This window comes from Pseudomonas sp. CCI1.1 (assembly GCF_034348165.1).
Lineage (GTDB): Bacteria > Pseudomonadota > Gammaproteobacteria > Pseudomonadales > Pseudomonadaceae > Aquipseudomonas > Aquipseudomonas paracarnis.
In genome coordinates this window covers 2,616,841-2,641,121 of the sequence record NZ_CP133780.1, presented here as the reverse complement: position 1 = coordinate 2,641,121, position 24,281 = coordinate 2,616,841, and the positions used below count along the sequence as shown (strand labels likewise).

23 protein-coding genes are annotated in these 24,281 nt (G+C 62.2%); 12 read left to right on the top strand and 11 right to left on the bottom strand.

Annotated elements, in window-relative coordinates:
- Positions 1-7 precede the first annotated feature (7 nt).
- The 9 genes from RHM69_RS11715 (at position 8) to yegS (ending at position 9,546) form a co-directional block, all read left to right on the top strand.
- Positions 8-2,212, top strand: a complete 2,205-nt coding sequence (locus tag RHM69_RS11715) for a chemotaxis protein CheA (protein ID WP_014719334.1) — start codon at positions 8-10, stop codon at positions 2,210-2,212.
- Positions 2,213-2,260: 48 nt separating this feature from the next.
- On the top strand, positions 2,261-3,391 hold the full coding sequence (locus RHM69_RS11710) for a protein-glutamate methylesterase/protein-glutamine glutaminase (RefSeq protein ID WP_003192904.1): 1,131 nt from the start codon (positions 2,261-2,263) through the stop codon (positions 3,389-3,391).
- A complete protein-coding gene (locus RHM69_RS11705) occupies positions 3,391-4,131 on the top strand; it encodes a flagellar motor protein (RefSeq protein WP_003192902.1) in 741 nt (246 codons plus the stop codon). Before RHM69_RS11710 ends, RHM69_RS11705 begins: the two co-directional genes overlap by 1 nt.
- 16 nt (positions 4,132-4,147) lie before the next feature.
- On the top strand, positions 4,148-5,035 hold the full coding sequence (gene motD / locus RHM69_RS11700) for a flagellar motor protein MotD (RefSeq protein WP_032902452.1): 888 nt from the start codon (positions 4,148-4,150) through the stop codon (positions 5,033-5,035).
- Between the two features lie 51 nt (positions 5,036-5,086).
- A complete protein-coding gene (locus RHM69_RS11695) occupies positions 5,087-5,875 on the top strand; it encodes a ParA family protein (protein WP_014719332.1) in 789 nt (262 codons plus the stop codon).
- Positions 5,875-6,666, top strand: a complete 792-nt coding sequence (locus RHM69_RS11690) for a CheW domain-containing protein (RefSeq protein WP_014719331.1) — start codon at positions 5,875-5,877, stop codon at positions 6,664-6,666. Before RHM69_RS11695 ends, RHM69_RS11690 begins: the two co-directional genes overlap by 1 nt.
- 79 nt (positions 6,667-6,745) lie before the next feature.
- On the top strand, positions 6,746-7,228 hold the full coding sequence (locus RHM69_RS11685) for a chemotaxis protein CheW (protein ID WP_003192896.1): 483 nt from the start codon (positions 6,746-6,748) through the stop codon (positions 7,226-7,228).
- On the top strand, positions 7,229-7,621 hold the full coding sequence (locus RHM69_RS11680) for a DUF2802 domain-containing protein (protein WP_014719330.1): 393 nt from the start codon (positions 7,229-7,231) through the stop codon (positions 7,619-7,621).
- A gap of 1,004 nt (positions 7,622-8,625) precedes the next feature.
- The gene (gene yegS / locus RHM69_RS11675) at positions 8,626-9,546 is read left to right on the top strand and encodes a lipid kinase YegS (RefSeq protein WP_019818546.1); all 921 of its coding nucleotides are present in this window, start codon (positions 8,626-8,628) and stop codon (positions 9,544-9,546) included.
- Here the strand turns inward: yegS and RHM69_RS11670 are convergent.
- The 3 genes from RHM69_RS11670 to RHM69_RS11660 form a co-directional block, all read right to left on the bottom strand.
- Positions 9,505-10,164, bottom strand: a complete 660-nt coding sequence (locus RHM69_RS11670) for a response regulator transcription factor (protein ID WP_014719328.1) — start codon at positions 10,162-10,164, stop codon at positions 9,505-9,507. The genes yegS and RHM69_RS11670 overlap by 42 nt on opposite strands.
- Positions 10,161-11,054, bottom strand: a complete 894-nt coding sequence (locus RHM69_RS11665) for a sensor histidine kinase (RefSeq protein WP_014719327.1) — start codon at positions 11,052-11,054, stop codon at positions 10,161-10,163. The genes RHM69_RS11670 and RHM69_RS11665 overlap by 4 nt, the downstream gene beginning before the upstream one ends.
- Before the next feature lie 260 nt (positions 11,055-11,314).
- A complete protein-coding gene (locus RHM69_RS11660; RefSeq protein WP_014719326.1) occupies positions 11,315-11,761 on the bottom strand; it encodes a hypothetical protein in 447 nt (148 codons plus the stop codon).
- 548 nt (positions 11,762-12,309) lie between these two features.
- Here RHM69_RS11660 and RHM69_RS11655 point away from each other — a divergent pair.
- The gene (locus RHM69_RS11655) at positions 12,310-13,245 is read left to right on the top strand and encodes a chemotaxis protein CheV (protein ID WP_003192887.1); all 936 of its coding nucleotides are present in this window, start codon (positions 12,310-12,312) and stop codon (positions 13,243-13,245) included.
- Positions 13,246-13,283: 38 nt separating this feature from the next.
- On the top strand, positions 13,284-14,090 hold the full coding sequence (locus RHM69_RS11650; RefSeq protein ID WP_200600118.1) for an MOSC domain-containing protein: 807 nt from the start codon (positions 13,284-13,286) through the stop codon (positions 14,088-14,090).
- Between the two features lie 49 nt (positions 14,091-14,139).
- On the opposite strand, the gene RHM69_RS11645 is transcribed toward RHM69_RS11650, so the two are convergent.
- The 8 genes from RHM69_RS11645 to RHM69_RS11610 form a co-directional block, all read right to left on the bottom strand.
- The gene (locus tag RHM69_RS11645; protein ID WP_003226701.1) at positions 14,140-14,424 is read right to left on the bottom strand and encodes a pyrimidine/purine nucleoside phosphorylase; all 285 of its coding nucleotides are present in this window, start codon (positions 14,422-14,424) and stop codon (positions 14,140-14,142) included.
- Positions 14,425-14,652: 228 nt separating this feature from the next.
- Entirely contained in the window at positions 14,653-15,195 is a 543-nt protein-coding gene (locus RHM69_RS11640) for an exonuclease domain-containing protein (RefSeq protein WP_019818536.1), read from the bottom strand.
- Positions 15,196-15,269: 74 nt separating this feature from the next.
- A complete protein-coding gene (locus tag RHM69_RS11635) occupies positions 15,270-17,153 on the bottom strand; it encodes an acetyl-CoA carboxylase biotin carboxylase subunit (RefSeq protein ID WP_200600116.1) in 1,884 nt (627 codons plus the stop codon).
- 109 nt (positions 17,154-17,262) lie between these two features.
- Positions 17,263-18,024, bottom strand: coding sequence for an enoyl-CoA hydratase/isomerase family protein (locus RHM69_RS11630; protein ID WP_200600114.1), 762 nt, complete (start codon positions 18,022-18,024; stop codon positions 17,263-17,265).
- A complete protein-coding gene (gene atuD, locus RHM69_RS11625; RefSeq protein ID WP_034126809.1) occupies positions 18,021-19,178 on the bottom strand; it encodes a citronellyl-CoA dehydrogenase in 1,158 nt (385 codons plus the stop codon). Before atuD ends, RHM69_RS11630 begins: the two co-directional genes overlap by 4 nt.
- A 17-nt stretch (positions 19,179-19,195) precedes the next feature.
- Entirely contained in the window at positions 19,196-20,812 is a 1,617-nt protein-coding gene (gene atuC, locus RHM69_RS11620; protein ID WP_200600112.1) for a geranyl-CoA carboxylase subunit beta, read from the bottom strand.
- Between the two features lie 4 nt (positions 20,813-20,816).
- The gene (locus RHM69_RS11615) at positions 20,817-21,689 is read right to left on the bottom strand and encodes an SDR family oxidoreductase (protein ID WP_073454665.1); all 873 of its coding nucleotides are present in this window, start codon (positions 21,687-21,689) and stop codon (positions 20,817-20,819) included.
- Between the two features lie 12 nt (positions 21,690-21,701).
- The gene (locus RHM69_RS11610) at positions 21,702-23,480 is read right to left on the bottom strand and encodes an acyclic terpene utilization AtuA family protein (protein WP_200600110.1); all 1,779 of its coding nucleotides are present in this window, start codon (positions 23,478-23,480) and stop codon (positions 21,702-21,704) included.
- 153 nt (positions 23,481-23,633) lie between these two features.
- On the opposite strand from RHM69_RS11610, the gene RHM69_RS11605 reads away from it, so the two are divergent.
- Positions 23,634-24,257 (top strand): TetR/AcrR family transcriptional regulator, encoded by a 624-nt coding sequence (locus RHM69_RS11605; protein WP_034126813.1) that lies wholly within the window; start codon positions 23,634-23,636, stop codon positions 24,255-24,257.
- Positions 24,258-24,281: the final 24 nt, after the last annotated feature.

Here is a 24,281-nt window from a genome sequence, read left to right as displayed (position 1 = left end):
CACCCACATGAGCTTCGGCGCCGATGAAGAAATCCTTCAGGATTTCCTTGTAGAGGCCGGCGAAATTCTAGAGCAACTGTCCGAACAACTGGTCGAGCTGGAAAGCCGACCGGATGATGCGAACCTGCTCAATGCAATTTTTCGCGGTTTTCACACTGTAAAAGGGGGCGCCGGCTTCCTCCAGCTCCATGAGCTGGTGGAGTGCTGTCACATCGCCGAGAACGTTTTCGACATCCTGCGCAAGGGTGAGCGTCACGTCGACTCGGAACTGATGGACGTGATTCTCGAAGCACTGGATGCGGTCAACGGCATGTTCAGCCAAGTGCGTGAACGTGCACCGATCACTGCCGCCACGCCGGAACTGCTGGCCGCCCTGGCGCGCCTGGCCGAACCTGCCGATACCGCGGCTGCGCCGGTGGTCGAGGCCGCACCGGAGCCGGTGGCGCAAGCCGAGCCGGACGTGACCGACAGCGAGTTCGAACAACTGCTCAACTCCCTCAGCGCGGTCAAGGCCGAAGCTGAAGTGCCGGTGCAGCCTGCCGCGACGCCGAGCAGTGAAGACATTACGGACGCCGAGTTCGAGTCGTTGCTCGACCAGTTGCACGGCAAAGGCCAGTTCGCGGCGGATGCCGTGGCACCTCCTGCGGCGACGCCAGAAGCACCCGCTGCCAACACCAGCACTGACATTACCGACGACGAATTCGAGGCACTGCTCGACCAACTGCATGGCAAAGGCACCTTTGTGGCCGAAGCCCTGCCCGAGGTTGCAGCGACTGCCGCCGCCGCTGCGCCAGCGGCCAGTACCGCACCGGCCGGTGACGGGTTGATCTCGGATCACGAATTCGAAGCCTTGCTCGACGAGCTGCACGGCAAAGGCAAGTTCAGCGAAGTGGCCCCGGCCGCGGCCGCGCAGGTTGCAGCACCAGCCACTGCGGCACCGGTTGCTGCCAAACCTGCGCCGGCAGCCAAGCCAGCACCTGCCGCCGCCCCGGCCCCTGCGCGTGCAGCGGCCCCAGCGGCAGCGGAAAAACCTGCCAGCGAAGCCGAAACCACCGTGCGTGTGGATACCGCGCGCCTGGACGACATCATGAACATGGTGGGCGAACTGGTGCTGGTGCGTAACCGCCTGGTGCGCCTGGGCCTGAACAGCGGCGACGAAGCCATGCAGAAGGCCGTGTCGAACCTCGACGTGGTCACCGCCGACCTGCAAACCGCGGTGATGAAAACGCGGATGCAGCCGATCAAGAAAGTCTTCGGCCGTTTCCCGCGCCTGGTTCGTGACCTGGCGCGCCAGCTCAAGAAAGAAATCAACCTGGAACTGGTGGGCGAAGAAACCGACCTCGACAAAAACCTCGTCGAGGCTCTGGCTGACCCGCTGGTCCACTTGGTGCGCAACGCGGTCGACCACGGCGTAGAAACGCCGGAAGAACGCGAAGCTGCGGGCAAGTCCCGCAACGGCAAAGTGATTTTGGCGGCGGAGCAAGAGGGCGACCACATCCTGCTGTCGATCACCGATGACGGCAAAGGCATGGACCCGACCATCTTGCGCAATATCGCGGTCAAGCGCGGCGTGATGGACAAGGACGCCGCCGACCGCCTGACCGACACCGAGTGCTACAACCTGATCTTTGCCCCGGGCTTTTCGACCAAAACCGAGATCTCCGACGTGTCCGGGCGTGGCGTGGGCATGGACGTGGTGAAGACCAAGATCAGCCAGCTCAACGGCTCGATCAATATCTACTCGACCAAGGGCCAGGGCTCCAAGATCGTCATCAAGGTGCCGTTGACCCTGGCGATCATGCCGACCCTGATGGTGATGCTGGGCAACCAGGCGTTCGCCTTCCCGCTGGTCAACGTCAACGAGATCTTCCACCTCGACCTGTCGCGCACTAACGTGGTGGACGGCCAGGAAGTGGTGATCGTGCGTGACAAGGCGTTGCCGCTGTTCTACCTCAAGCGTTGGCTGGTGGCCTCGGCCGCCCATGAAGAACAACGCGAAGGCCATGTGGTGATTCTGTCCGTGGGTACCCAGCGCATCGGCTTTGTGGTCGACCAACTGGTGGGCCAGGAAGAAGTGGTGATCAAGCCTTTGGGCAAGATGCTGCAGGGAACCCCAGGCATGTCGGGCGCAACCATTACCGGTGACGGTCGCATCGCACTGATTCTCGATGTTCCGAGCATGCTCAAGCGTTACGCCGCACGGCGTATTTGATTCTGGTGGGGCAGGGCGGTCATGCCCGCCCCGCCTAACGGAGTGTTTATGGCAGTCAAGGTCCTGGTGGTGGACGATTCGGGTTTCTTCCGCCGCCGCGTCTCGGAAATTCTTTCCGCTGATCCAACGATCCAGGTGGTCGGCACGGCCACCAACGGCAAAGAGGCGATCGATCAAGCCATTGCCTTGAAGCCGGACGTGATCACCATGGACTACGAGATGCCGATGATGGATGGCATCACGGCCGTGCGCCACATCATGCAACGCTGCCCTACACCGGTATTGATGTTTTCCTCGCTGACTCACGAAGGCGCGCGGGTGACCCTCGACGCTTTGGATGCCGGCGCGGTGGACTTTTTGCCGAAGAATTTCGAAGACATCTCGCGCAACCCTGACAAGGTCAAGCAGATGCTGTGCGAGAAGGTGCACAGCATTTCCCGCAGTAACCGTCGCAGCCTGTTCAGCACACCTGCGCCAGCCCCTACGCCTGCGCCCGCCGCAGCGGCGCCCAGTTCGTCGTTTGCGCGCCCGGCCCCGGCGCCCGTGGCCCGGCCTGCGGTCGCGCCGGTGCGTGCCGCCGCAGCGCCGAGTGCGCATTCGCCGGCACCCAAGCGCAAGGCTTACAAGCTGGTCGCCATCGGCACCTCCACCGGCGGCCCGGTGGCCTTGCAGCGGGTATTGACCCAACTGCCGGCCAACTTCCCTGCGCCGATTGTGCTGGTGCAGCACATGCCGGCGGCATTCACCAAGGCGTTCGCCGAGCGCTTGGACAAGCTGTGCCGTATCACCGTCAAGGAAGCCGAGGATGGCGACATTCTGCGTCCTGGCCTGGCACTGCTGGCGCCGGGCGGCAAGCAGATGATGGTGGATGGGCGTGGCGCGATCAAAATCCTGCCGGGCGATGAGCGCCTGAACTACAAGCCGTGTGTGGACATCACCTTCGGTTCGGCGGCCAAGTCCTATGGCGACAAAGTTCTGGCGGTGGTGCTCACCGGCATGGGCGCCGATGGCCGTGAAGGTGCGCGCCTGCTCAAGCAGGGCGGCAGCGCCATCTGGGCCCAGGATGAAGCCAGTTGCGTGATCTATGGCATGCCCATGGCCATCGTCAAGGCTGACCTGGCCGATGCGGTCTACAGCCTGGACGACATCGGCAAGCACCTGGTGGAGGCCTGCCTCTGATGGATGTGTTGAGCCTGATCGGCATCACCATGGCGTTTGTCGCCATTATTGGTGGCAACTACCTGGAAGGCGGCCACCTCGGCGCCTTGGCCAACGGCCCGGCAGCGCTGATCGTGATCGGTGGCACCGTGGGCGCGGCGTTGTTGCAGTCGCCCCTGAGCTCATTCAAGCGTGCCATGCAGATTCTGGTGTGGATCATTTTTCCGCCACGGGTCGACCTGGCAGGCGGCATCGACCGCGTGGTCAATTGGAGCCTCACCGCCCGCAAGGAAGGCCTGCTGGGCCTGGAAGGCGTGGCCGATGCCGAGCCTGACAGCTACGCGCGCAAAGGCCTGCAACTGTTGGTCGATGGCGCCGAACCGGAAGCGATCCGCAGCATCCTCGAAGTGGACTTCTACACTCAGGAAAGCCGTGACATCAACGCGGCCAAAGTCTTTGAAAGCATGGGCGGCTACGCGCCGACCATTGGCATCATCGGCGCGGTGATGGGCCTGATCCACGTGATGGGCAACCTGGCCGATCCTTCGCAACTGGGCAGCGGTATTGCCGTGGCATTTGTCGCGACCATCTACGGCGTGGCCAGTGCCAACCTGGTGCTGCTGCCGGTGGCCAGCAAGCTCAAGTCGATTGCCATGCGCCAGTCGCGTTATCGCGAAATGTTGCTCGAAGGCATCCTGTCGATTGCCGAGGGCGAGAACCCGCGCTCCATCGAATTGAAGCTTCAGGGCTTCATGGATTGATGGGGAGGAACTGCCTGTGAGCCGTCGCCGTCGCGAGCCCGAGGAACACGTCAACCACGAACGCTGGTTGGTGTCCTACGCGGACTTCATCACCTTGCTGTTCGCGTTTTTTGTGGTGATGTACTCGATCTCGTCGATCAACGAAGGCAAGTACAAGATCATTTCCCAGGCGCTGGTCGGTGTGTTCAACGATGCCGAGCGGTCGCTCAAGCCGATCCCTATCGGCGAAGATCGGCCCAAGACCGTGACCCCGGCCAAGCCTCTGGTCAATGACAGTGATGAAACCGCTGCTGGCATCCAAGGCACCAGCGACCCGCTCAAGAGCATCGCCGACGATATCAGTGCCGCCTTTGGCGACCTGATCAGCTCCAACCAGATGACCGTGCGCGGCAATGAGTTGTGGGTGGAGATCGAGCTGAACTCCAGCCTGTTGTTCGCCAGTGCCGATGCATTGCCCAGTGACCAGGCGTTCACCATCATCGACAAGGTCGCGGCGATCCTCAAACCGTTTGAAAACCCGATCCACGTGGAAGGCTTCACCGACAATTTCCCCATCAGCACTGCGCAGTACCCGACCAACTGGGAACTGTCCTCGGCTCGCGCGTCGAGCATCGTGCGCATGTTGGCGATGCAGGGTGTGAACCCCCAGCGCCTGGCGTCGGTGGGCTATGGTGAATTCCAGCCGGTGGCCAATAACGCCACGGTCGAAGGCCGCGCCCGTAACCGCCGGGTGGTGCTGGTGGTCTCGCGCAACCTGGATGTGCGTCGCAGCCTGACCGGAACCGGCACCGCCAATGCCACCCCGGATGCGGCGTTGAAGCGTGCTGGCACACAAACTGCACCGCCCGTTGTCAAACCGCCGGTCCGACCGAGTAACGTCAATTCTCCGTCGCTGGCTCAATAACCGTATGCAATGTCTCGGTCGCGCCTGTGCCCGCCGGGAGGAACCAACCGAATGAGAGTCTGGGCAGTTGCCAATCAAAAGGGTGGAGTCGGCAAGACCACCACTTCCATCGCCTTGGCCGGTTTGCTGGCCGAAGCGGGCAAGCGTGTGGTCGTGGTCGACCTGGACCCCCACGGTTCCATGACCAGCTATTTCGGCTACGACCCGGATGCGCTGGAACATAGCTGCTATGACCTGTTTTTGCACAAGGGCAGCGTGCCGGCGGATCTGCCTGGGCAACTGCTGTTGCCCACCAGCAACGAAAGTATTTCCCTGCTGCCGTCGAGCACCGCCCTGGCCACGCTGGAGCGCCAGTCGCCAGGCCAGAGCGGCCTGGGCCTGGTGATCGCCAAGACCCTGGCGCAGCTGTGGCAGGACTTCGATTACGCGATCATTGACAGCCCGCCGTTGCTCGGCGTGCTGATGGTCAACGCGTTGGCGGCCAGCCAGCAATTGGTGATCCCGGTGCAGACCGAGCACCTGGCGGTCAAGGGCCTGGAGCGTATGGTCAGCACCCTGGCGATGATCAACCGTTCGCGCAAGCAGGCGCTGCCGTTCAGCATCGTGCCGACCTTGTTCGACCGTCGCACCCAGGCGTCCCTCGGCACCTTGCGCGTATTGCGCGATGCCTACCCGGACACTATCTGGAACGGTTACATCCCGGTGGACACGCGCCTGCGTGACGCCAGCCGTGCCGGGCTCACACCGTCGCAGTTCGACGGCAAGAGCCGTGGCGTGCTGGCCTACCGTGCGTTGCTCAAGCACCTGCTGTCGCAACAACTTGTGGCGCAGGTGGCGTGATGAACCGTCCTGTCGAATTCAAGACCCGCCCGCAACTGGCACTGGAATCCTACCTGGATGCCTTGCTGCAGGATGCGACGGCCGAGGAACTGCCAGAACCGATTCTGGTACTTGAGCCTGCTGTCGAACCCGAAAGCCCGCTGGATGAATTCCAGCAGGCGGTGATGGAAGAGCAGGCACGGGATGCGCAGGGGGTGGAGGTGCCCGTGGTGGTGCCAAGCGCCCCCGCGGTGGTGGCGCCCCCGGTGGTCGAACCGCTGGTGGACGTGCACCTGCCGCCCAGCATCACGCCGCCACCGGTGACGGGCGACGGTCGCCCCTCATGGGCTGCCGAGCCGTTCGAGTGCCTGCTGTTCGACGTCGCCGGGTTGACCCTGGCGGTGCCGCTGGTGTGCCTGGGCTCGATCTATTCCCTGGAAGGCCAGGAGCTGACGCCGCTGTTCGGGCAGCCGGAGTGGTTCCTCGGCATCCTGCCCAGCCAGGCCGGCAACCTCAAGGTGCTGGATACGGCGCGCTGGGTGATGCCCGACCGCTACCGCGATGATTTTCGCCAGGGCCTGCAATACGTGATCTCGGTGCAGGGCTACGAGTGGGGGCTGGCGGTGCATCAAGTCAGCCGCTCGTTGCGCCTGGACCCCAATGAAATCAAATGGCGCAGCCACCGCGGCCAGCGGCCGTGGCTGGCGGGCACGGTGATTGAACACATGTGCGCGTTGCTGGATGTCGCCGAACTGGCCGAATTGATCGCCAGCGGTGCGGTGAAGGCAATGCCACAGAACAAACGCAGTTGATTGAACAATAAGGGCCGTGCGGTTGCGCGGCCTACGTGCACACACGCCGTCGATAGCGGCATTTGAAGGGGTCAGATGAATGAACAAGTCAGCGTCCGCACAAGGTTTGGATGATCCGATCCTGCAATGGGTGACCTTCAAGCTGGACAACGAAACCTACGGCATTAACGTGATGCGCGTGCAGGAAGTGCTGCGCTACACCGAGATCGCCCCGGTTCCAGGCGCGCCAAGCTACGTGCTGGGCATCATCAACCTGCGTGGCAACGTGGTGACGGTGATCGACACCCGCCAGCGGTTCGGCCTGGACACGGTTGAAGTCAGCGACAACACCCGTATCGTGATCATCGAGGCCGACAAGCAAGTGGTCGGCATCCTGGTCGACAGCGTGGCCGAGGTGGTTTACCTGCGCCAATCGGAAGTGGAAACCGCACCGAACGTCGGTAACGAAGAGTCGGCCAAGTTCATCCAGGGCGTGTGCAACAAGAACGGCGAACTGCTGATTCTGGTTGAGCTGGACAAGATGATGAGCGAAGAAGAGTGGTCGGAACTGGAGAGCATCTGATTGTTCCTTGAGGCAGCGGTGATTGTCCTGGCCCTGTTGTGGGCCGGGACCTTGGCGTTTGTGCTGCGCTATGTGCGCCAGCAGCGGGAGTTGGCCTTGCAACAGGCCGAGCGCGATGCGGTGCGTGACCGGCGCATTCTGGAACTGGTCAAGCGCGTTGATCATTACCAGCAAAGTGCGGTGCGGGTGGGGGATGAGGTGCATGAACTGCGTGCGATTCTTGCGCCGTTGCCGGACAGGTTGGTGCAGTTGGAGCAGCGTGATCCGTCGAACCTGTCGTTTGCCCAGGCGGCCAAGCTGGTTGGCATGGGGGCGACGGTGGATGAGTTGACCCAGTCGTGCGGGCTGACCCAGGCCGAGGCGCAGTTGATGAGTAAGTTGCACAAGGGCTGATTCTCGACGCGGCTTGGCCGCCGCAGCGATCAACTGTGGGAGCTGGCTTGCCTGCGATGACGGCCTACCAGCCGACACCTCTCTACCTGACACCCCCGATCCAACTGTGGGAGCTGGCTTGCCTGCGATGACGGCCTACCAGCCGACACCTCTCTACCTGACACCCCCGATCCAACTGTGGGAGCTGGCTTGCCTGCGATGACGGCCTACCAGCCGACACCTCTCTACCTGACACCCCCGATCCAACTGTGGGAGCTGGCTTGCCTGCGATGACGGCCTACCAGCCGACACCTCTCTACCTGACACCCCCGATCCAACTGTGGGAGCTGGCTTGCCTGCGATGACGGCCTACCAGCCGACACCTCTCTACCTGACACCCCCGATCCAACTGTGGGAGCTGGCTTGCCTGCGATGACGACCTATCAGCCGACACTTCTCTGCCTGACACCCCACAATCCAACTGTGGGAGCGGGCTTGCTCGCGAAGGCGGCCTGACAGGCGACGCTGTTATAGCGAGTACATATCCATTCCTGCGGTAACGGCCACTTAGGGTTCCGCCCTGACGGCGGCTCACTTTCGAAAAGCGCGAAAGTAAGCAAAGCGCTCTTGCCCCACCACTCGGCACCTCGCTTAGGCTCGGTGTGCCCGAACACAGTCTTGAATCCGTGGGCCGCCGCCACGCGCCATCCATGGCGCGGGGCGGCTAACCCGGCGTCCTGCCGGGTTAGCCACGAATTCAAGCCTGCGTTCGGCCAGCGTGGTTTAACGGGGCGCCTGAGATCAAAAGCAGAGCAAGATCAAGATCAAGAGCGGCTCGCTTCGCATCGTGGTTACCGTTGGGTGGCAGATTTGAGGTCTTTGTCGATTGAACCGCCGCCATCGCAGGCAAGCCAGCTCCCACTTCTTGATCTGTGTACTTCAATCAATTTTCTCCAGCCACAGACTTTTCCTGTTCCCCAAAGGTCAACATCCTTCAAGCACCTTGACCCAGGAGATTCTCCCAAATGACCGCCCCCAAAGCCCTGTTGATCCTCCACGGCAAACAAGCCCTCAACGAGGATGTGCGCGCTGCCGTGCTGGCCCGGCGTGAGCAGGGTGGGGAGCTGGCCGTGCGGGTGACGTGGGAGGGCGGCGATGCCCGGCGACTGGTCAATGAAGCGCTGGCCGAGGGGTACACCCATATCATTGCCGGCGGTGGTGACGGCACCTTGCGCGATGTGGCCGAAGCCATGGCCCATGCCAACACCGACGCCAGCCTGGTGCTGATGCCCCTGGGTACCGCCAATGATTTCGCCAAGGCCGCCGGCGTGCCGTTGGAGCCGGCTGGCGCCCTGGCCTTGCTGGATGTGCCGCCCAAGGCGATTGACCTGGGCCAGGTCGGTGGGCAAATCTTCCTGAACATGGCCACCGGTGGTTTTGGCAGCCAGGTCACGGCCAACACGTCCGAAGACCTGAAGAAGGTCCTGGGCGGTGCCGCGTACCTGTTTACCGGTTTAACCCGCTTCAGTGAATTGAAAGCCGCCTACGGTGAATTGGAAGGCCCGGATTTCCATTGGAAAGGCGAGTTGCTCGCGCTGGGCATCGGTAACGGTCGCCAGGCCGGTGGCGGGCATGTGCTGTGCCCCGGTGCATTGGCTGATGACGGGCTGTTGGATGTCAGCATCTTGCCGGCGCCTCAAGAGGTGGTCGGCACGTTGCGTGAGTTGATGAACAACGGCTGGGGCCTGGACACCATGTTCGTGCGCGCACGCCTGCCCTGGGTGAAGATCAAGGTCGCACAAGGCTTGTACATCAACCTCGACGGCGAGCCGCTGGAAGGCGACGACCTGCACTTCGAGGTGCTGCCCAAGGCCCTGCGCGTGCACTTGCCGCTGGGTTCGCCGTTAGTCGTCCAGGCTGATGATCTGCTCACGCACGGCAAATAACACCAGGCCCGCCACGTCAAAAATCTGCAAGCGCTTCATGATCTGCGAGCGGTGGGCTTCGACAGTCTTGATGCTCAGGCCCAGGCCGTGGGCAATTTCGCGGGTGGATTTGCCGCGCACGATCAAGCGCAGGATTTCCAGTTGCCGCGCCGTCAGGCTGTGGCTGTGGGCGACAGGCGCGCTGGGGGCCTGGCTACGGATCAGCGCCTGGTTGATCACTGTGTGGGCGATGGCGGGGCTCAGGTAGCGTTCGTTGTTACGCAGGGCCAGCAGGGCATGTTCCAGCTCGTTGGCGGTGGTGTCCTTGAGCAGGTAGCCGTGGGCACCGGACTCCAGTGCGCGCATGATCAGGTCCGGCTCGGTGTGCATCGACAGAATCAGCACCTTGCACGTGGGGTAAAAACGCTTGAGTTGCTGCAAGGCATCCAGCCCGCCGGTGTGCTTCATCGACAGGTCGAGCAGCACGATATCTGGCTGCAAGGCACTGTATTGCTCCAGTAGTTGCGCGCCATCGCTGGCTTCGCCGATGACGCTGTAGCCGGGAATATCCAGAATCAGCGCGCGCACGCCGGCGCGAATCAGTGCATGGTCGTCTACCAAGAGTAAATTGCAGGTCACTCGAGAACCTTAGGGGCGCTGGCCCGTTCGAGAGCGCGGGGCGCCCAAGGGAAAAGTGCGTTGATGCGTGTACCTTTGCCGGGCTCGCTGCTGACGGAAAAGGTGCCTCCCAGTTGGTGTGTTCGTTCGCACATACCGGCCATGCCCCGTTGGCCTTCCCGGCCCGGATCGGGGGCAGGCAAGAACCCCTGGCCGTCATCGCAGATTATCAACGACAAGCCTTCAGGCAGGCGTTGCAGACGCACCAGCAGGTTGCGAGCCTTTGCATGGCGAAGCATGTTGGTCACCGCTTCCTGAGTGACGCGAAAGGCCGCCACGGCCATTTCTTCGGGGATGCCGGTGAGCCGTTGCTGGCACTCCAGGCTCCAGCACACCTGGGTGTTTTCCAGGGTCTTGAGCAGGTGCGCGCGCAGGCTGGCTTCCAGGCCCAGGCTGGTCAGTTGGCGCGGGTTGAGGATGGCGCAGACGTCACGCACCTTGGCCAGGGTTTCATTGAGCGTATTGCACAGCACCGAACAATGGTTTTGCAGATCCTGGGGCAGGCGGCGCTGCAGCCATTCACTTTGCAGCTTGGCGGCTGTCAGTAGCTGGCCGATGTCGTCATGCAGTTCGCGGCTGAGTCGGTGACGTTCGTTCTCCTGAACTTGCAATAAGCGGGCGGCCAGTTCCTGAGGCTCGAACTTGATGGCTGTGCGCGAACGCCACTGTTGCAGCCCGACCACCATCAGCGTGGCGAGGTTGAGCAGCACGATCAGCAACGGCAGTGGCGCGTCCAGCAGATAGACCCACAGGCTCGCCACCAACGAGCACAGGCATAGCGAAAGGGTAAGGCGGCGTGCGTGGCTGGGGGACACGGACCTGGCGATAAGTGACTTGAAACTGGCGTACATAGCGGATGGAGCCAATGAGGGTTCACTGCGGGGAGGCCGGTTGACCGGGCTCTGTTTGGAGTGCGCTGCCAAATCGTTTTTAAGCCTGTTGAAGTTAAATCACTTCGGGGGGCGCATAGTAACACCCCTATTAGCGTTGGTCGTCTGATTGGGTTTATGGCCCACGCGAATACTCTGGGCAGGCACCCCAGAGTTCAACATGGAAAGTTGTATTAACAAAGTTGGTTTGTATCGTTATTGCATTGATAGCTAATTGATATTTATTGTGCGCGCCGATCATGCTGCGGAGTGTATTGGGGGGCTTTTTGCGGGATCTGCAAGCTGACCGCCTCAATCAGCGACGACTGCTCTTCTTCATCCAGACTAAGCTTGCCAGTACGGATATCGATCAGTTCCAGTTGCCAGGCCAGTAGCGTCAAGCAGTCATGCAAGGCATGCAGCGCCTGGTCATGCAATTGCACCGGGCTCACGGCATTGGCAATCAAGTATTGAATCTGCCGAGAGAACTCGCTAATGGCCTGCAATGCGAGGCAGTCTGCGCTCTCGGCGAGCTTGTTCAGGCTGGCTTTCATGCAGTCGATAGCGTCACTGTCGTTTCGAATCAAATGCAGGTGGTTCAAGCACTCTTCTGACCTGATCAGCAGCTTTTCAGCCTCGTGCAGGAACTCGGGAAGTGCAGATTGCCACTCGTTACCGTCGTTCATCATGCAGGTCTCCGCAACGTAGGGTCGGATGATGAGATGTCGCACCGGGTGAATGACGTAAAACTAGCGCTGAAATACGGCTCGGACTTGTAGGTCGATTCTGATAATCCAGTAGGACGTTTAGCGAAGTGCTCACGAAAGTCGTATGTAGCCCCGGTTGTACGGGATGACACGACTTCAGTTGCCGATACGTGAGTGCCTGAAAGGCCCGTGGGCCAAGGGCTGGGGATGGCAAACAAAAGCCTGACTCCATTCATGCAATGAGAATGGCGTCACATTAATGGCTATTAGATATCGCGAATATCAGGTTGGGCCTGATTGCGCATAGGGGAATCCCCTATGTGGTGGAACTGCACGTCAATTCGACTGTCGCGCAAGGCGGCTTGAAAGAGCATCAGGGGCCTAGGCAGTAAAGCATGATGTCAGTGTGACATCAATGGATTTACATGGCATTTTATTCGGGTCAAGGTCCGGCGCTTGCCGCCGATAACGTGCTTATACAGTTGCACACCCTTTCAACGCGCCTGCGGCGTGTACACCAGGAGCTTTTAATGGCCGGCATTCTCGACACGGTAGATCAACGCACGCAATTGGTGGGTGAGAATCGCCTGGAAATTCTCATGTTCCGCCTCTTCGGACGGCAGTTGTTCGCGATCAACGTGTTCAAAGTGCAGGAAGTGCTGCAGTTGCCCAAGCTGACCCTGATGCCCCAGCGCCACCCGTTCGTGTGCGGGGTGGTCAACCTGCGTGGCCAGACCCTGCCGGTGATCGACCTGTCCCAGGCCATCGGTATGCGGCCTCTGGTGCCGGGCCCCAACAGCACCATTATCGTCACCGAGTACAACCGCTCGGTGCAGGCGTTCCTGGTGGGCGGCGTCGACCGCATCGTCAACATGAACTGGGAAGCCATCCTGCCGCCGCCGACCAGCGCCGGTCGCCAGCACTACCTCACCGCCATCAGCAAGGTCGATGAGCAACTGGTGGAAATCATCGACGTGGAAAAAGTCCTCGCCGAGATCGTGCCCTACAACGCCAAGGTCTCCCGGGACAAACTTGAAGACCCGGTGCTGGAGCGTGCCCGTGGCCGCGAAGTGCTGCTGGTGGATGACTCCAACGTGGCGTTGTCGCAGCTGCGTGACACCCTGGGCCAGTTGGGTGTGAAGATGCACATTGCCAGCGACGGCCTCAAGGCACTGAACATGCTCAAGGCCTGGGCTGACAGTGGCCAGGTCATGACCGACAAACTGCTGATGATCTTTACCGACGCTGAAATGCCCGAGATGGATGGCTACCGCCTCACCACCGAGATCCGCAACGACCCACGCCTGCGCGGTCTGTACGTGGTGATGCACACCTCGCTGTCGGGCAGCTTCAATGATTCGATGGTCAAGAAGGTCGGCTGCGACAATTTCCTCTCCAAATTCCAGCCGGACAAGCTGGTGGACGTGGTGCGCCAGCGACTGATGTTGGACGAAATGCCCGCCTGACTTTAGGATGACACTTTGTTTCCTAGGAAGGCAGGCCCATGCTGCGTCTCAGCGCGTTGTACCGTTACCCCTTGAAGTCCGGCAAGGCCGAAACTTTGCAGCAGATTGGGCTGGATAAACTCGGGTTGGACGGGGATCGACGCTGGATGCTGGTGGATGAAGCCAGCGGGCGGTTCCTGACGCAGCGGGCCGTGGCGAAGATGAGCCAGCTCTCGGCGTTGTGGAACAGCAGCGGGGGCCTGACCCTGAGCTCGCCGGGCTACGCGCCGCTGGATGTGGCATTGCCGGGCAGCGCCAGCGAACTGCGCGGTGTGACCATTTGGCGTGACACTCTGCGCGTGCCGGATGCTGGCGATGAGGCCGCCGCCTGGGTCAGCGCGTTCATTGGCAAGCCGACGCGCCTGGTGCAACTGCCCCTGGAACGTGCGCGCACCACCGAAGCCGGTTATGGCAAGGATGACGACAAGGTCGGCTTCGCTGACGGCTATCCGTTGCTGTTGATCGGCCAGGGCTCCCTCGACGACTTGTGTGTAAAGATCGGCCGCCCGATGCAGATGCTGCGTTTTCGTCCCAACCTGGTCATCGAAGGCGCCGAGGCCTTCGCCGAAGACGGCTGGAAGCGCTTACGCATCGGCGATGTGGAGTTTCGGGTGGTCAAGCCGTGTTCGCGGTGCATCCTCACCACCATCGACCCCCAGACCGGTGAGCGCAGCCCCGACCGCGAGCCCTTCACGACACTGGAAACCTACCGCAAGACCGAAAAGGGCGCGATGTTCGGCCAGAACCTGGTCAACGATGGCATCGGGCGCCTGGAAGTCGGCATGCCGGTAACGGTGCTGGAATAAAAAAAGCCCGTCTGGTGGGAGACGGGCTTTTTTGTGTGCCGGGTACCGCTTAGCCGCGGTATTCACACAGGTAGGCGGTGTCCACCGCAACCTTCAATTGGAACTTGCTGTTGGCCGGTACGTTGAACTGGCTGCCGGCAGCGAAGGTTTCCCAGTCGCTGCTGTCGGGCAGCTTCACGGTCAGGGCGCCGGAGACCACGTGCATGATTTCACGTTGGGCGGTGCCGAATTCGTATTCACCCGGAGCCATCACGCCGATGGTCGCCGGCCCTTCTGCGGTGCCGAAAGCGATCGACTTGACGGTGCCGTCGAAGTACTCGTTGACTTTGAACATGGGTGGATCCTCGGAAAAGAAGGATGCTTACGCTCATCACTGCAGGCGCGGGCTTCTGTGGCGAGGGAGCTTGCTCCCGTTGACTGCGTAGCAGTCCCCGTTTTTTGGGGGCGCTTCGCACCCCAGCGCAAGCAAGCTTGCTCGCCACAGGATTTCGTTGGTGCAGGTGGGTAGCAGTAGCAACAAAGGAAAATGGCTGGCCAGTATGCCCAAGGCTGTGGACGCTGCCTAGACCGGCAATATCAGCGGCAGCAGGCGTGCGGTGTTGCGTGCATCCTCCAGGGCGCGATGCTGCTGGCCATTGAACTGCATTCCGGCCAATTGCAGCGCACCATTGAGCCCCAGCGGCTTGTCCAGGCGCCGGGCCTTGGCAAAGCGTTGCTTGAGGTTCACATGCGGCGTATCGCCCAGGGCGCTGGCGAGGCCATGGCGCTGCCACTCCAGCTCAAGCTGCACGCGATCATAGTCACCCCAACTGGCCCAGCCTTCCAGGCGTGGCTGATGTTGGCCCAGCCAGCGCTCGAACAGCGGCCACACCTCGGTGATCGGCGCGGCCATGTCGATATTGGCCTGGGTGATATGGGTGAGTTTGCGACAAAAGGGCGTCAGCAATGGCCGGCGCAAGGGCCGCACAAAGCGCTGGAAGTGGTCCAGTTCGCGGCCCTGACGGTTGACCAGGCTGGCACCGATCTCGATGACTTCCATCTCCGTCACGGGCCAGCCGCCGTCATCCGTTGTGGCTTCAAGGTCAATAATCAGCCAATGAGGCATGTGCAGGTTCCCGTACTCGTCCCTTCCTGATGGGGATAGAGCGTAGCCCGGCCCTGTAGTTCCGCCTAGGGGCGTTATTCGATCTCGAGCAAAACCTGACGGTTGCGCACCTGATCGCCCGTCATGACGCGCATCTCCTTGACGGTGCCATCGATGCCGGCCTTCAACGGGTGCTCCATTTTCATCGCTTCGAGCACCAGCAACAGTTGGCCTTTGCTGACGGTCTCACCGACGCACACCCGTATATCGACGATGGCGCCGTCCATGGGCGCCTGGACCGTGCCGCTGCTGGCGTCGGCCTGGCGGCTGGCGACTTGCTGGGTGCGGTCGGTGACGGTCAGCCCTGGCAGCCATAGCCGGTTGCCGTCCAGGTGATAGGCGATGCGGCGGCGGATACCGTTGATGACGAGGCTGGCGTGGCGGCCGTCGGTGGTGAGTTGCAGGTCGTCAACGCTGACACTGTGGAGTTGGCCGTTGACCTCCAGGCGGTACGTTACGGGGACACTCGCCGTGTTGCGCCAGCGCGCGAGTGTTTGGGTGTGCTGGTTGGCGCTGTGTTGATAAAACAGCGCGGCGGCCAGCTTGAGCTGTTCAGCGGTCGCCGTCTGCTGTGGGATGACGCTGAAGTGTTCGGCGATCAATCCCGTGCTGAAGTCGCCATTGATAAAGTCCGGGTGCTTGAGCAGGTCGATGAGCAAACGCTGGTTGGTCGCCACGCCCAGCAATACGCTGTCTTCCACGGCCCGCAGCAGTTTTCGCCGGGCTTCTTCGCGGCTGGCGCCGTGGGCGATGATCTTGCCCAGCATCGGGTCGTAGAACGGGCTGACGGTTTGGCCTTCAAGCAATCCATGGTCGATGCGTACGCCGGGGGCTGGTTCCCAACGCAACACGTCACCGGTTTGCGGCAGGAAACCCTGGGCCGGGTCTTCGGCGTACAGACGCACCTCCATGGCGTGGCCGGTCAGGGTCACCTGTGATTGGGTGAGTGGCAGCGGTTGGCCGGTAGCGATCTGCAACTGCCAGTCCACCAGGTCGAGGCCGGTAATCATCTCGGTGACAGGGTGTTCGACTTGCAGGCGCGTGTTCATTTCCAGGAAATAAAACAGGCCGTTGCGGTCGAGTAGAAACTCCACGGTGCCGGCACCTACATAGTTCACCGCCCGCCCGGCCTTAAGCGCGGCTTCGCCCATGGCCTGGCGCAGTTCGGGCGTCATCACGGGGCAGGGCGCTTCTTCGATGACTTTCTGATGGCGGCGCTGGATCGAACAGTCGCGCTCGCCGAGGTAGATGAGGTTGCCATGGCTGTCGCCGAACAGTTGCACTTCCACGTGGCGCGGGTCGATCAGCGCCTGTTCGAGGATCAGCTCGTCGCTGCCGAACGCATTCATGGCTTCCGAGCGTGCGGTGCGCAGTTGCTCCAGCAGCTGTTCGCGCTGATGCACCAGGCGCATGCCAAGCCCACCGCCACCGGCGCTGGCCTTGATCATCAGTGGGAAGCCGATGCGTTCGGCTTCCTGTTGCAGGGTGGCATCGTCCTGGGCACTGCCTTGGTAGCCGGCGATGCAAGGTACGCCGGCGTCGAGCATGGCGAGTTTGGACAGGCGTTTGCTGCCCATCAGTTCGATCGCTTCGGCGCTGGGGCCGATGAAGGTGAGCGTGGCCTGCAGGCAGGCGCGGGCGAAGTCGGGGTTTTCCGAGAGGAAGCCGTAGCCGGGGTGAATGGCGTCGGCGCCGGTCAGTTGGGCGGCGGCGAGGATGGCCTCTGTGTTCAGGTAGGACTGGTGGACGGGCGCCGGGCCGATGTGTACGGCTTCGTCGGCCATCTGCACGTGCAGGGCATCGGTATCCGCGTCGCTGTACACGGCCACGGTGCGGTAGCCGAGGGCCTGGGCAGTGCGCTGGATGCGGCAGGCGATTTCGCCGCGGTTGGCGATCAGGATCTTGGTGAATGCGGGCATTGGGTTATCCCTTGGTGGATGTGGCGTGTGTTGGGGCCTCTTCGCAGGCAAGCCAGCTCCCACATTTGAAATGTGTTCCCCTGTGGGAGCTGGCTTGCCTGCGATGGCGTCATCGAGACCAACTCGGTTTTCGCTTCTGCACAAACGCCTGCGTCCCCTCAACCCCTTCTTCACTCCTCACCGCCTCGGCAAACCACTGCGCCCCGCGATCCAGCACGGTCTCAAGGGGCTCATCCACACTGGCCAGCAACAGCGCTTTAGTCCGTGCGTTCGCCCCCGGCGCACACTGCAACACCTGCCCCAAGACCTCATCCACCCGCTGCGCCAATGCCTGGGAGTCGTGCTCGACAAAATGCACCACTCCCAGCCGCCCAGCCTCCACCCCATCAAACCGCGCCGCTGTCAGCGCCAGGCGCCGCGTGTGGGTAAGGCCAATACGCTTGACCACAAAGGGCGCAATCTGCGCCGGCAACAAGCCCAGGCGGGTTTCCGGCAAGCCGAATTGCGCCTGGCCCTGTGCAATCGCAATATCACTCACGCACGCCAGCCCGAACCCACCGCCCAGCACCGCGCCTTGCAGCACCACGATCACCACCTGCGCCAGCGCCTCCACCTCTTGCAGCAAGGTCCCAAACGCGCGGTTCAACGCTTGCAGTTTATCCCCCGCGCCGACCAGATCCTTCACATCGGCCCCCGCGCAAAAATGCCCGCCCGCGCCGCTGATCACCACGGCGCGCACCTGGCTGTCCAACTGCGCCAGTACCGCACGCAGCTCATTGACCATTTCAAGGCTCATTGCATTGCGGCATTCGGGCCGGTTGAGGGTGATATGCAGCACGCCGTTGTGGGCTTCTAGCAGCAAGGTGTTCATGGCTTTTTACCGGGCAGGGTGCCCATCAGTTTGCAGATGATGCCCAGCATGATTTCGTCGGCACCGCCGCCAATCGACACCAGGCGCACGTCGCGATAGGCGCGGGCCACCGGGTTGTCCCACATGAAGCCCATGCCGCCCCAATATTGCAGGCAACTGTCGCTGACCTCACGGCCCAGGCGCCCGGCCTTGAGCTTGGCCATGGAGGCCAGCCGCGTGACATCCTGGCCCTTGATGTACTGCTCGGTGGCCTGGTAGACCAAGGCGCGCAGGCATTCGATTTCGGTGGCCAGTTCCGCCAGGCGAAAGTGGATCACCTGGTTGTCGATCAACGCCTTGCCGAAGGTCTGGCGCTCCTTGCAGTATTCGATGGTGCTGTCGATGCAGTACTCCAGGCCCTTGATCATATTGGCCGCGCCAAACAGGCGTTCCTCCTGGAACTGCAACATCTGCATCATGAAGCCCGCGCCTTCGTGGCCGATGCGGTTGCGTTGCGGTACGCGCACGCCGTCGAAAAACACCTGGGCGGTCTCGGAGCTGTGCATGCCGAGTTTTTCCAACGGCGGGCTGACGCTGATGCCGGGGCTGTTCATCGGCACCATGATCAGGGATTTGTTGATGTGCGGCTTGTCGTCCGAGGTGTTGGCCAGCAGGCAGATGAAGTCAGCGCTGGGCGAATTGGTGATCCACATCTTGCTGCCATTGATCACGTAGTCGTCGCCGTCCTTGCGCGCATGGGTCTTGAGCCCGGCCACGTCGGAGCCGGCGGCGGTTTCCGAGACGCCGATGCAGCCCACCTGTTCGCCGCTGATGGCCGGGCGCAGGAACTCTTCGCGCAGTTCATCGGAGCCGAAGCGCGCCAGGGCCGGGGTGCACATATCGGTCTGCACGCCGATGGACATGGGGATGCCGCCGCAGCGGATGGTGCCGAACTCTTCGGCGGCGACAATGGAGTAGCTGTAGTCCAGGCCCATGCCGCCGAATTTTTCCGGTTTGGAGATGCCCAGCAGGCCGAGGTCGCCGGCCTTGCGGAAGATTTCGTGAATGGGAAAGCGCCCGGCTTTTTCCCATTCATCCACGTACGGGTTGATCTCGCGGTCGACGAAGGCGCGCACGGTGCGGCGCAGTTCCTGGTGTTCCTGGGTGAAGATCATTTTTATTGTTCTCCTGATTAGAAACGCGCCACGCCAAAGCTGTTCGGTTGCAGTTGCCGCAGTTCGGCTTCGTGACAGATATCCAGCACAAACCCGAGCAAGGTGCGGGTGTCCCGTGGATCAATCAGCCCGTCGTCCCACAGGTTGGCGCTGCCGTAGAGGGCGGTGGACTGGCTGTCGAGCTTCTGCGCGGTGACCTGTTCGAGCATGTCGAGCACCTTGGGGTCGGGCACCAGGCCATCCTTGAGTTGCTTGGCCTCGGTGACAATGCGCAGCACCTTGCCCGCTTGTGCGCCGCCCATCACCGCGGTGCGGCTGTTGGGCCAGGCGAAGATAAAGCGTGGGTCCAGGCCGCGGCCGCACATTGCGTAGTTGCCGGCACCGTAGGAACCACCGACCACGATGGTGAGTTTAGGCACACGGGCATTGGCCACCGCCTGGATCATCTTCGCGCCGTGCTTGATCACCCCTTGCTGTTCCGACTCGGTGCCCACCATGAAGCCGGTGGTGTTGTGCAAAAACAGCAGCGGCGTGCGGCTTTGGTCGCACAGCTGGATAAACTGCGCGGCCTTGCTCGCGCCCTTCGGCGTGATGGGGCCGTTATTGCCGATCACTCCCACGGCGCGCCCCTGGATATGCAGATGGGCGCAGACGGTGTGGGGGTCGAACTCGCCTTTGAATTCCAGCAGGTTGGAACCGTCAGCCAGGCGCGCCAGGATCTCGCGCACGTCGTAGGGTTTTTTCGGGTCATCGGGGATCAGCCCCAACAGCTCTTCAATCGGATACAGCGGTTCGCGATAAGCGCGTTGTGGCGCGTGCGGCAAGCGATCATTCCAGGGCAGCAGGCCCACAATTTCACGCACGATGCGCACGCCGTCGGCATCGTCTTGGGCCAGGTACTCAGCGGTACCGGCGGTTTGCGCGTGCATCTGCGCACCCCCCAGTTCTTCATCGGTGGCGACTTCGCCGGTGGCGGCCTTGAGCAACGGTGGCCCGGCGAGGAACAGCTTGGCCTTGCCGCGCACCACCACCACGTAATCCGACAAGCCCGGCTGATACGCACCACCGGCCGTGGCCGAGCCGTGCACCACGGTGATCTGCGGCAAGCCCATGGCGGACATGCGGGCCTGGTTGGCAAAGCTGCGCGCGCCTTCGACGAAAATCTCGGCGGCGTAGTTGAGGTTGGCGCCGCCGCTTTCGGCAAGGGTCACCACTGGCAGTTTGTTCTCCATGGCGATCTGTTGCAGGCGCAGGGATTTTTTCAGCCCGGAAGGGGAAATGGTGCCGCCTTTGATCGCGCTGTTGTTGGCCACCACCAGCATGCGCACGCCGCTGACATAGCCGATACCAGCGATCAGCCCGCCACCGGCGGCGCTGCCGTCCTTGTCGTCGTGGAGTTTGTAGCCGGCCAGGCTGGCCAGCTCCAGGAACGGCGCGCCGGGGTCCAGCAGCAGGTTGAGGCGCTCACGGGGCAGCAATTGGCCGCGCTTGTCGAACTTGGGCTTGGCTTCCTGGGCCTTGGCCAGCAGAGTGTGTTCCAGTTGGCGTAGCTGGGCAATGGACGCCAGCATGGCTTCGCGGTTCTGCGCGAACGCTGGGCTGTTGGGGTCGATCAGGGTTTCAATGGTTGGCATGGCGTTATTGCTCCGCCTTGAGCACATCCGGCAGGTAGGCGCGGTGGAACCCGTTGAACGGCTCGCTCGGCGCCTGCGCCTTGTGCAGCGGCCATGCGCGGCTGCCCAGGCTGGCGGCGCCGTCGATGCGCAGGGTGCTACCGCTGATAAAGGCCGCAGCCGGGCTGAGCAAAAAGACGATGGCCGCGCTGACTTCCGACTCGGTGCCGATGCGCTTGAGCGGTACATGCTCACGCAGGGTGGGAATCACCGCCTTGAACGCGCCTTCGTAGGTGTCCATGCCGCTGGAGGCAATCCAGCCAGGCGCCACGGCGTTGACGCGCACCCCGGCATAGCCCCACTCAAACGCGGCGGTCTTGGTGAAGTTGTCCATGCCAGAGCGCGCCGCGCCGGAGTGGCCCATCCCGGGCATGCCGCCCCACATGTCGGCGAGCATGTTGACGATCGCGCCACCGTGCTTGCTCATCGACTGGTTGAACACTTCCCGCGCCATCAGGAAACCGCCCACCAGGTTGGTGCGCAGTACGGTTTCAAAGCCCTTCTGATTGATCGCCGCCAGTGGCGACGGGTATTGGCCGCCCGCGTTATTCACCAGGCCATGGATGGGGCCGTGGTCGTGCAGGATCTGCGTGACCAGCGCTTTCACCGCCTCTTCCTCACGAATGTCACAGGCATGCCAATGGGCGACGCCGCCATCTTCAGCAATTTCCGCCGCGACCTTCTGCAGTTTTTCTGGCTTGCGCCCCACCAGGATCACGCAGGCACCAAGGGCCGCTAGCTCATGGGCGGTGCAGCGGCCAATGCCACTGCCGCCTCCGGTGACAATCACGGTTTGCCCCTTGAACAGGTCGGCTTTGAAGATCGAGTCGAAGGCCACGGCGACGGTCCTTTAGGTGAGTTGGTCGGCAATGTGTTGCGGCACGGCGATGGGGATTTCCAGCAGTTGCTGAGCGAAGGCTTTGCCTTGCGGGTCGATGCGCAGGCTGGCGATACCGCCGCCGCCCAGGGCATTCTCCAGCAGGAAATTCAGGCTGTGGCTGCCGGGCAAATACCAGCGTTCGACGCGGCCATGGACCGGGTCGAGCACGTGGTCCATCCAGTCGACGATTACCTCCGGGGTCAGGGCTTCGGCGATCCACGGCAGGTAGTCAGGGTGGCGAGCGATCACGCCGATATTGCTGTGGTTGCCCTTGTCACCTGAGCGCGCCACGGCGAGTTTCACCAGCGGCACACTGGCATCGGCACGGCCCTCCGGCTTGGCCGGCTCGATGGGCACAGCCGGCGTGAGCAGAGGCGCGGAGGCGGGCAGCTCGACGGCATGACGTTGGCCTTGGTACTCGATGGCGACGCTACACCGTGATTTGTCGACCAGGAACGAAAACAGCCGAATCAGCGGATACACCGTCGGCCGCCCGCCCACAATGCCGGTCAGCCCCGGTGCCATGCCGGTGGCCGCCTGGGCGATCTCGCGAGCGAACAGTACCAGCGCCTGCTTGTTCGGATGCCGCACCGCCAGCTTCACCACCACTTCGCGGCAATCCGCACGCCGGGCGTGGGCGCCGTAGGTGGCTTCGCTGCCGAGCAGTTCGATGTTGACGTCGGTGTAGGGCGCCCAGCCGCGCTGGCTGAACAGCTCCGAAGTCTTGTTGATGAGCGCCTGGCTGACCCGCTCGGCCTTGGCCACCGCGTCGATGCCAGCGAGCAGGCAACTGGCGGTGCAGCGAAAGCCATCGGGGTAGGTGGCGCTGACCTTGTACTGGTCGGTGGGTGGCAGGCCCTTGGCGCCGTGCAGGCGCACCGCGTGTTTGCCTTGTTGCTGCAGTTTGACCTGGCTGAAATCGCAGATCACGTCCGGCAGCACATAGGTGCGCGGGTCACCGATTTCATACAGCAGTTGTTCGGCCACGCTGAGTTCGCTGATCAGCCCCCCGCTGCCTTCGACCTTGTTGACGGTGAACTGGCCGTCGGCGCTGACTTCGACGATAGGGAAGCCGATGTGTTCGTAGTCGGGCACGTCACGCCAGTCGGTGAAGTTTCCGCCGGTGCATTGGGCGCCGCATTCGATGATATGCCCGGCCAGGGCGGCCTGGGCCAGGTGATCGTAGTCCTGCCATGACCAATTGAATTCATGCACCAGTGCCGCGCTGACCACTGCGCTGTCGACCACCCGGCCGGTGATGACAATATCAGCGCCGAGCCCCAGGGCCTGGGCAATGCCCGGTGCGCCGAGGTAGGCGTTGGCGGACACGCACAGGGGCGGCAGCGGGGCGCCGTTGTACAGGTCGGTGACAGGTGGCAGCTGTTTGAGTTGAGGGTGCAGGTCATCGCCGAGCAACACGGCGATTTTCAGCGGGATGTGCGCGTTATCGCAGGCCGCTTGCAGGGCGGCGGCGCAGGCTTGGGGGTTGATACCACCGGCATTGCTGATCACCCGGATGCCCTGGCGCTGGATATCCGCCAGCAGGGGTGTCAGCACCTCGACAAAATCCGTGGCGTAACCGGCCTTGGGGTCTTTCAGGCGGGCACCGGCGAGGATCGACATGCTGACTTCCGCCAGGTAATCGAACACCAGGTAATCCAAGGCACCGCCCTGCACCAATTGGGCGGCGGCGGTGCAAGTGTCGCCCCAGAAGGCGCTGGCGCAGCCGATACGTACCGTCTTGCTCATGAGAAATCCTTCCTCCAAGGGCTGGTGTCGAGACTACCAAGCAAGCGCTTGGTTTGTAAACTCCAGTCACAAGTTTTACCCAAGCGCTTGCTTGGGTGGCAGTCACGGCCTAAATTGCCGGCCAAGACGACAGTAGACGTGAAGGAGAGCAGCATGGATGAGCACAAAGCCCTGGGGGTGATGCGCACCATGGTCGATGGTGGCCAATTGACCGACCCCGAGAGCGCCCGCGGCAAGTTGCTGCAAACCGCAGCTCATCTGTTTCGCAACAAGGGTTTCGAGCGCACCACTGTGCGAGATCTGGCCAGCGCCGTGGGCATCCAGTCCGGCAGCATCTTTCATCACTTCAAGAGCAAGGATGAGATATTGCGTGCGGTGATGGAGGAAACCATCCATTACAACACCGCGATGATGCGCGCTTCACTGGAAGAGGCGAGCACGGTGCGCGAACGCGTGCTGGCGCTGATCCGCTGCGAGTTGCAGTCGATCATGGGCGGCAGTGGCGAGGCCATGGCGGTGCTGGTCTACGAATGGCGCTCGCTGTCGGCCGAAGGCCAGGCGCACGTGCTGGCCCTGCGTGACGTGTATGAGCAGATCTGGTTGCAGGTACTGGGCGAGGCCAAGGCCGCTGGCTACATCCGGGGCGATGTGTTTATTACCCGGCGCTTCCTCACCGGGGCCTTATCCTGGACCACCACCTGGTTTCGTGCCCAAGGCAGCCTGACCCTTGAGGAGTTGGCCGAAGAGGCCTTGTTGATGGTGCTGAAGTCGGACTGAGGCGCAAGTTATTAATTTGCTGGC

What these genes read in the sequence shown, in the direction of transcription:
- RHM69_RS11715 (WP_014719334.1), top strand. Translation starts at nt 8, where the DNA reads ATGAGCTTCGGCGCCGATGAAGAAATCCTTCAGGATTTCCTTGTAGAG.
- RHM69_RS11710 (WP_003192904.1), top strand. Translation starts at nt 2,261, where the DNA reads ATGGCAGTCAAGGTCCTGGTGGTGGACGATTCGGGTTTCTTCCGCCGC.
- RHM69_RS11705 (WP_003192902.1), top strand. Translation starts at nt 3,391, where the DNA reads ATGGATGTGTTGAGCCTGATCGGCATCACCATGGCGTTTGTCGCCATT.
- RHM69_RS11695 (WP_014719332.1), top strand. Translation starts at nt 5,087, where the DNA reads ATGAGAGTCTGGGCAGTTGCCAATCAAAAGGGTGGAGTCGGCAAGACC.
- RHM69_RS11690 (WP_014719331.1), top strand. Translation starts at nt 5,875, where the DNA reads ATGAACCGTCCTGTCGAATTCAAGACCCGCCCGCAACTGGCACTGGAA.
- RHM69_RS11685 (WP_003192896.1), top strand. Translation starts at nt 6,746, where the DNA reads ATGAACAAGTCAGCGTCCGCACAAGGTTTGGATGATCCGATCCTGCAA.
- yegS (WP_019818546.1), top strand. Translation starts at nt 8,626, where the DNA reads ATGACCGCCCCCAAAGCCCTGTTGATCCTCCACGGCAAACAAGCCCTC.
- RHM69_RS11665 (WP_014719327.1), bottom strand. Translation starts at nt 11,054, where the DNA reads ATGTACGCCAGTTTCAAGTCACTTATCGCCAGGTCCGTGTCCCCCAGC.
- RHM69_RS11660 (WP_014719326.1), bottom strand. Translation starts at nt 11,761, where the DNA reads ATGATGAACGACGGTAACGAGTGGCAATCTGCACTTCCCGAGTTCCTG.
- RHM69_RS11655 (WP_003192887.1), top strand. Translation starts at nt 12,310, where the DNA reads ATGGCCGGCATTCTCGACACGGTAGATCAACGCACGCAATTGGTGGGT.
- RHM69_RS11650 (WP_200600118.1), top strand. Translation starts at nt 13,284, where the DNA reads ATGCTGCGTCTCAGCGCGTTGTACCGTTACCCCTTGAAGTCCGGCAAG.
- RHM69_RS11645 (WP_003226701.1), bottom strand. Translation starts at nt 14,424, where the DNA reads ATGTTCAAAGTCAACGAGTACTTCGACGGCACCGTCAAGTCGATCGCT.
- RHM69_RS11640 (WP_019818536.1), bottom strand. Translation starts at nt 15,195, where the DNA reads ATGCCTCATTGGCTGATTATTGACCTTGAAGCCACAACGGATGACGGC.
- RHM69_RS11635 (WP_200600116.1), bottom strand. Translation starts at nt 17,153, where the DNA reads ATGCCCGCATTCACCAAGATCCTGATCGCCAACCGCGGCGAAATCGCC.
- RHM69_RS11630 (WP_200600114.1), bottom strand. Translation starts at nt 18,024, where the DNA reads ATGAACACCTTGCTGCTAGAAGCCCACAACGGCGTGCTGCATATCACC.
- atuD (WP_034126809.1), bottom strand. Translation starts at nt 19,178, where the DNA reads ATGATCTTCACCCAGGAACACCAGGAACTGCGCCGCACCGTGCGCGCC.
- atuC (WP_200600112.1), bottom strand. Translation starts at nt 20,812, where the DNA reads ATGCCAACCATTGAAACCCTGATCGACCCCAACAGCCCAGCGTTCGCG.
- RHM69_RS11610 (WP_200600110.1), bottom strand. Translation starts at nt 23,480, where the DNA reads ATGAGCAAGACGGTACGTATCGGCTGCGCCAGCGCCTTCTGGGGCGAC.
- RHM69_RS11605 (WP_034126813.1), top strand. Translation starts at nt 23,634, where the DNA reads ATGGATGAGCACAAAGCCCTGGGGGTGATGCGCACCATGGTCGATGGT.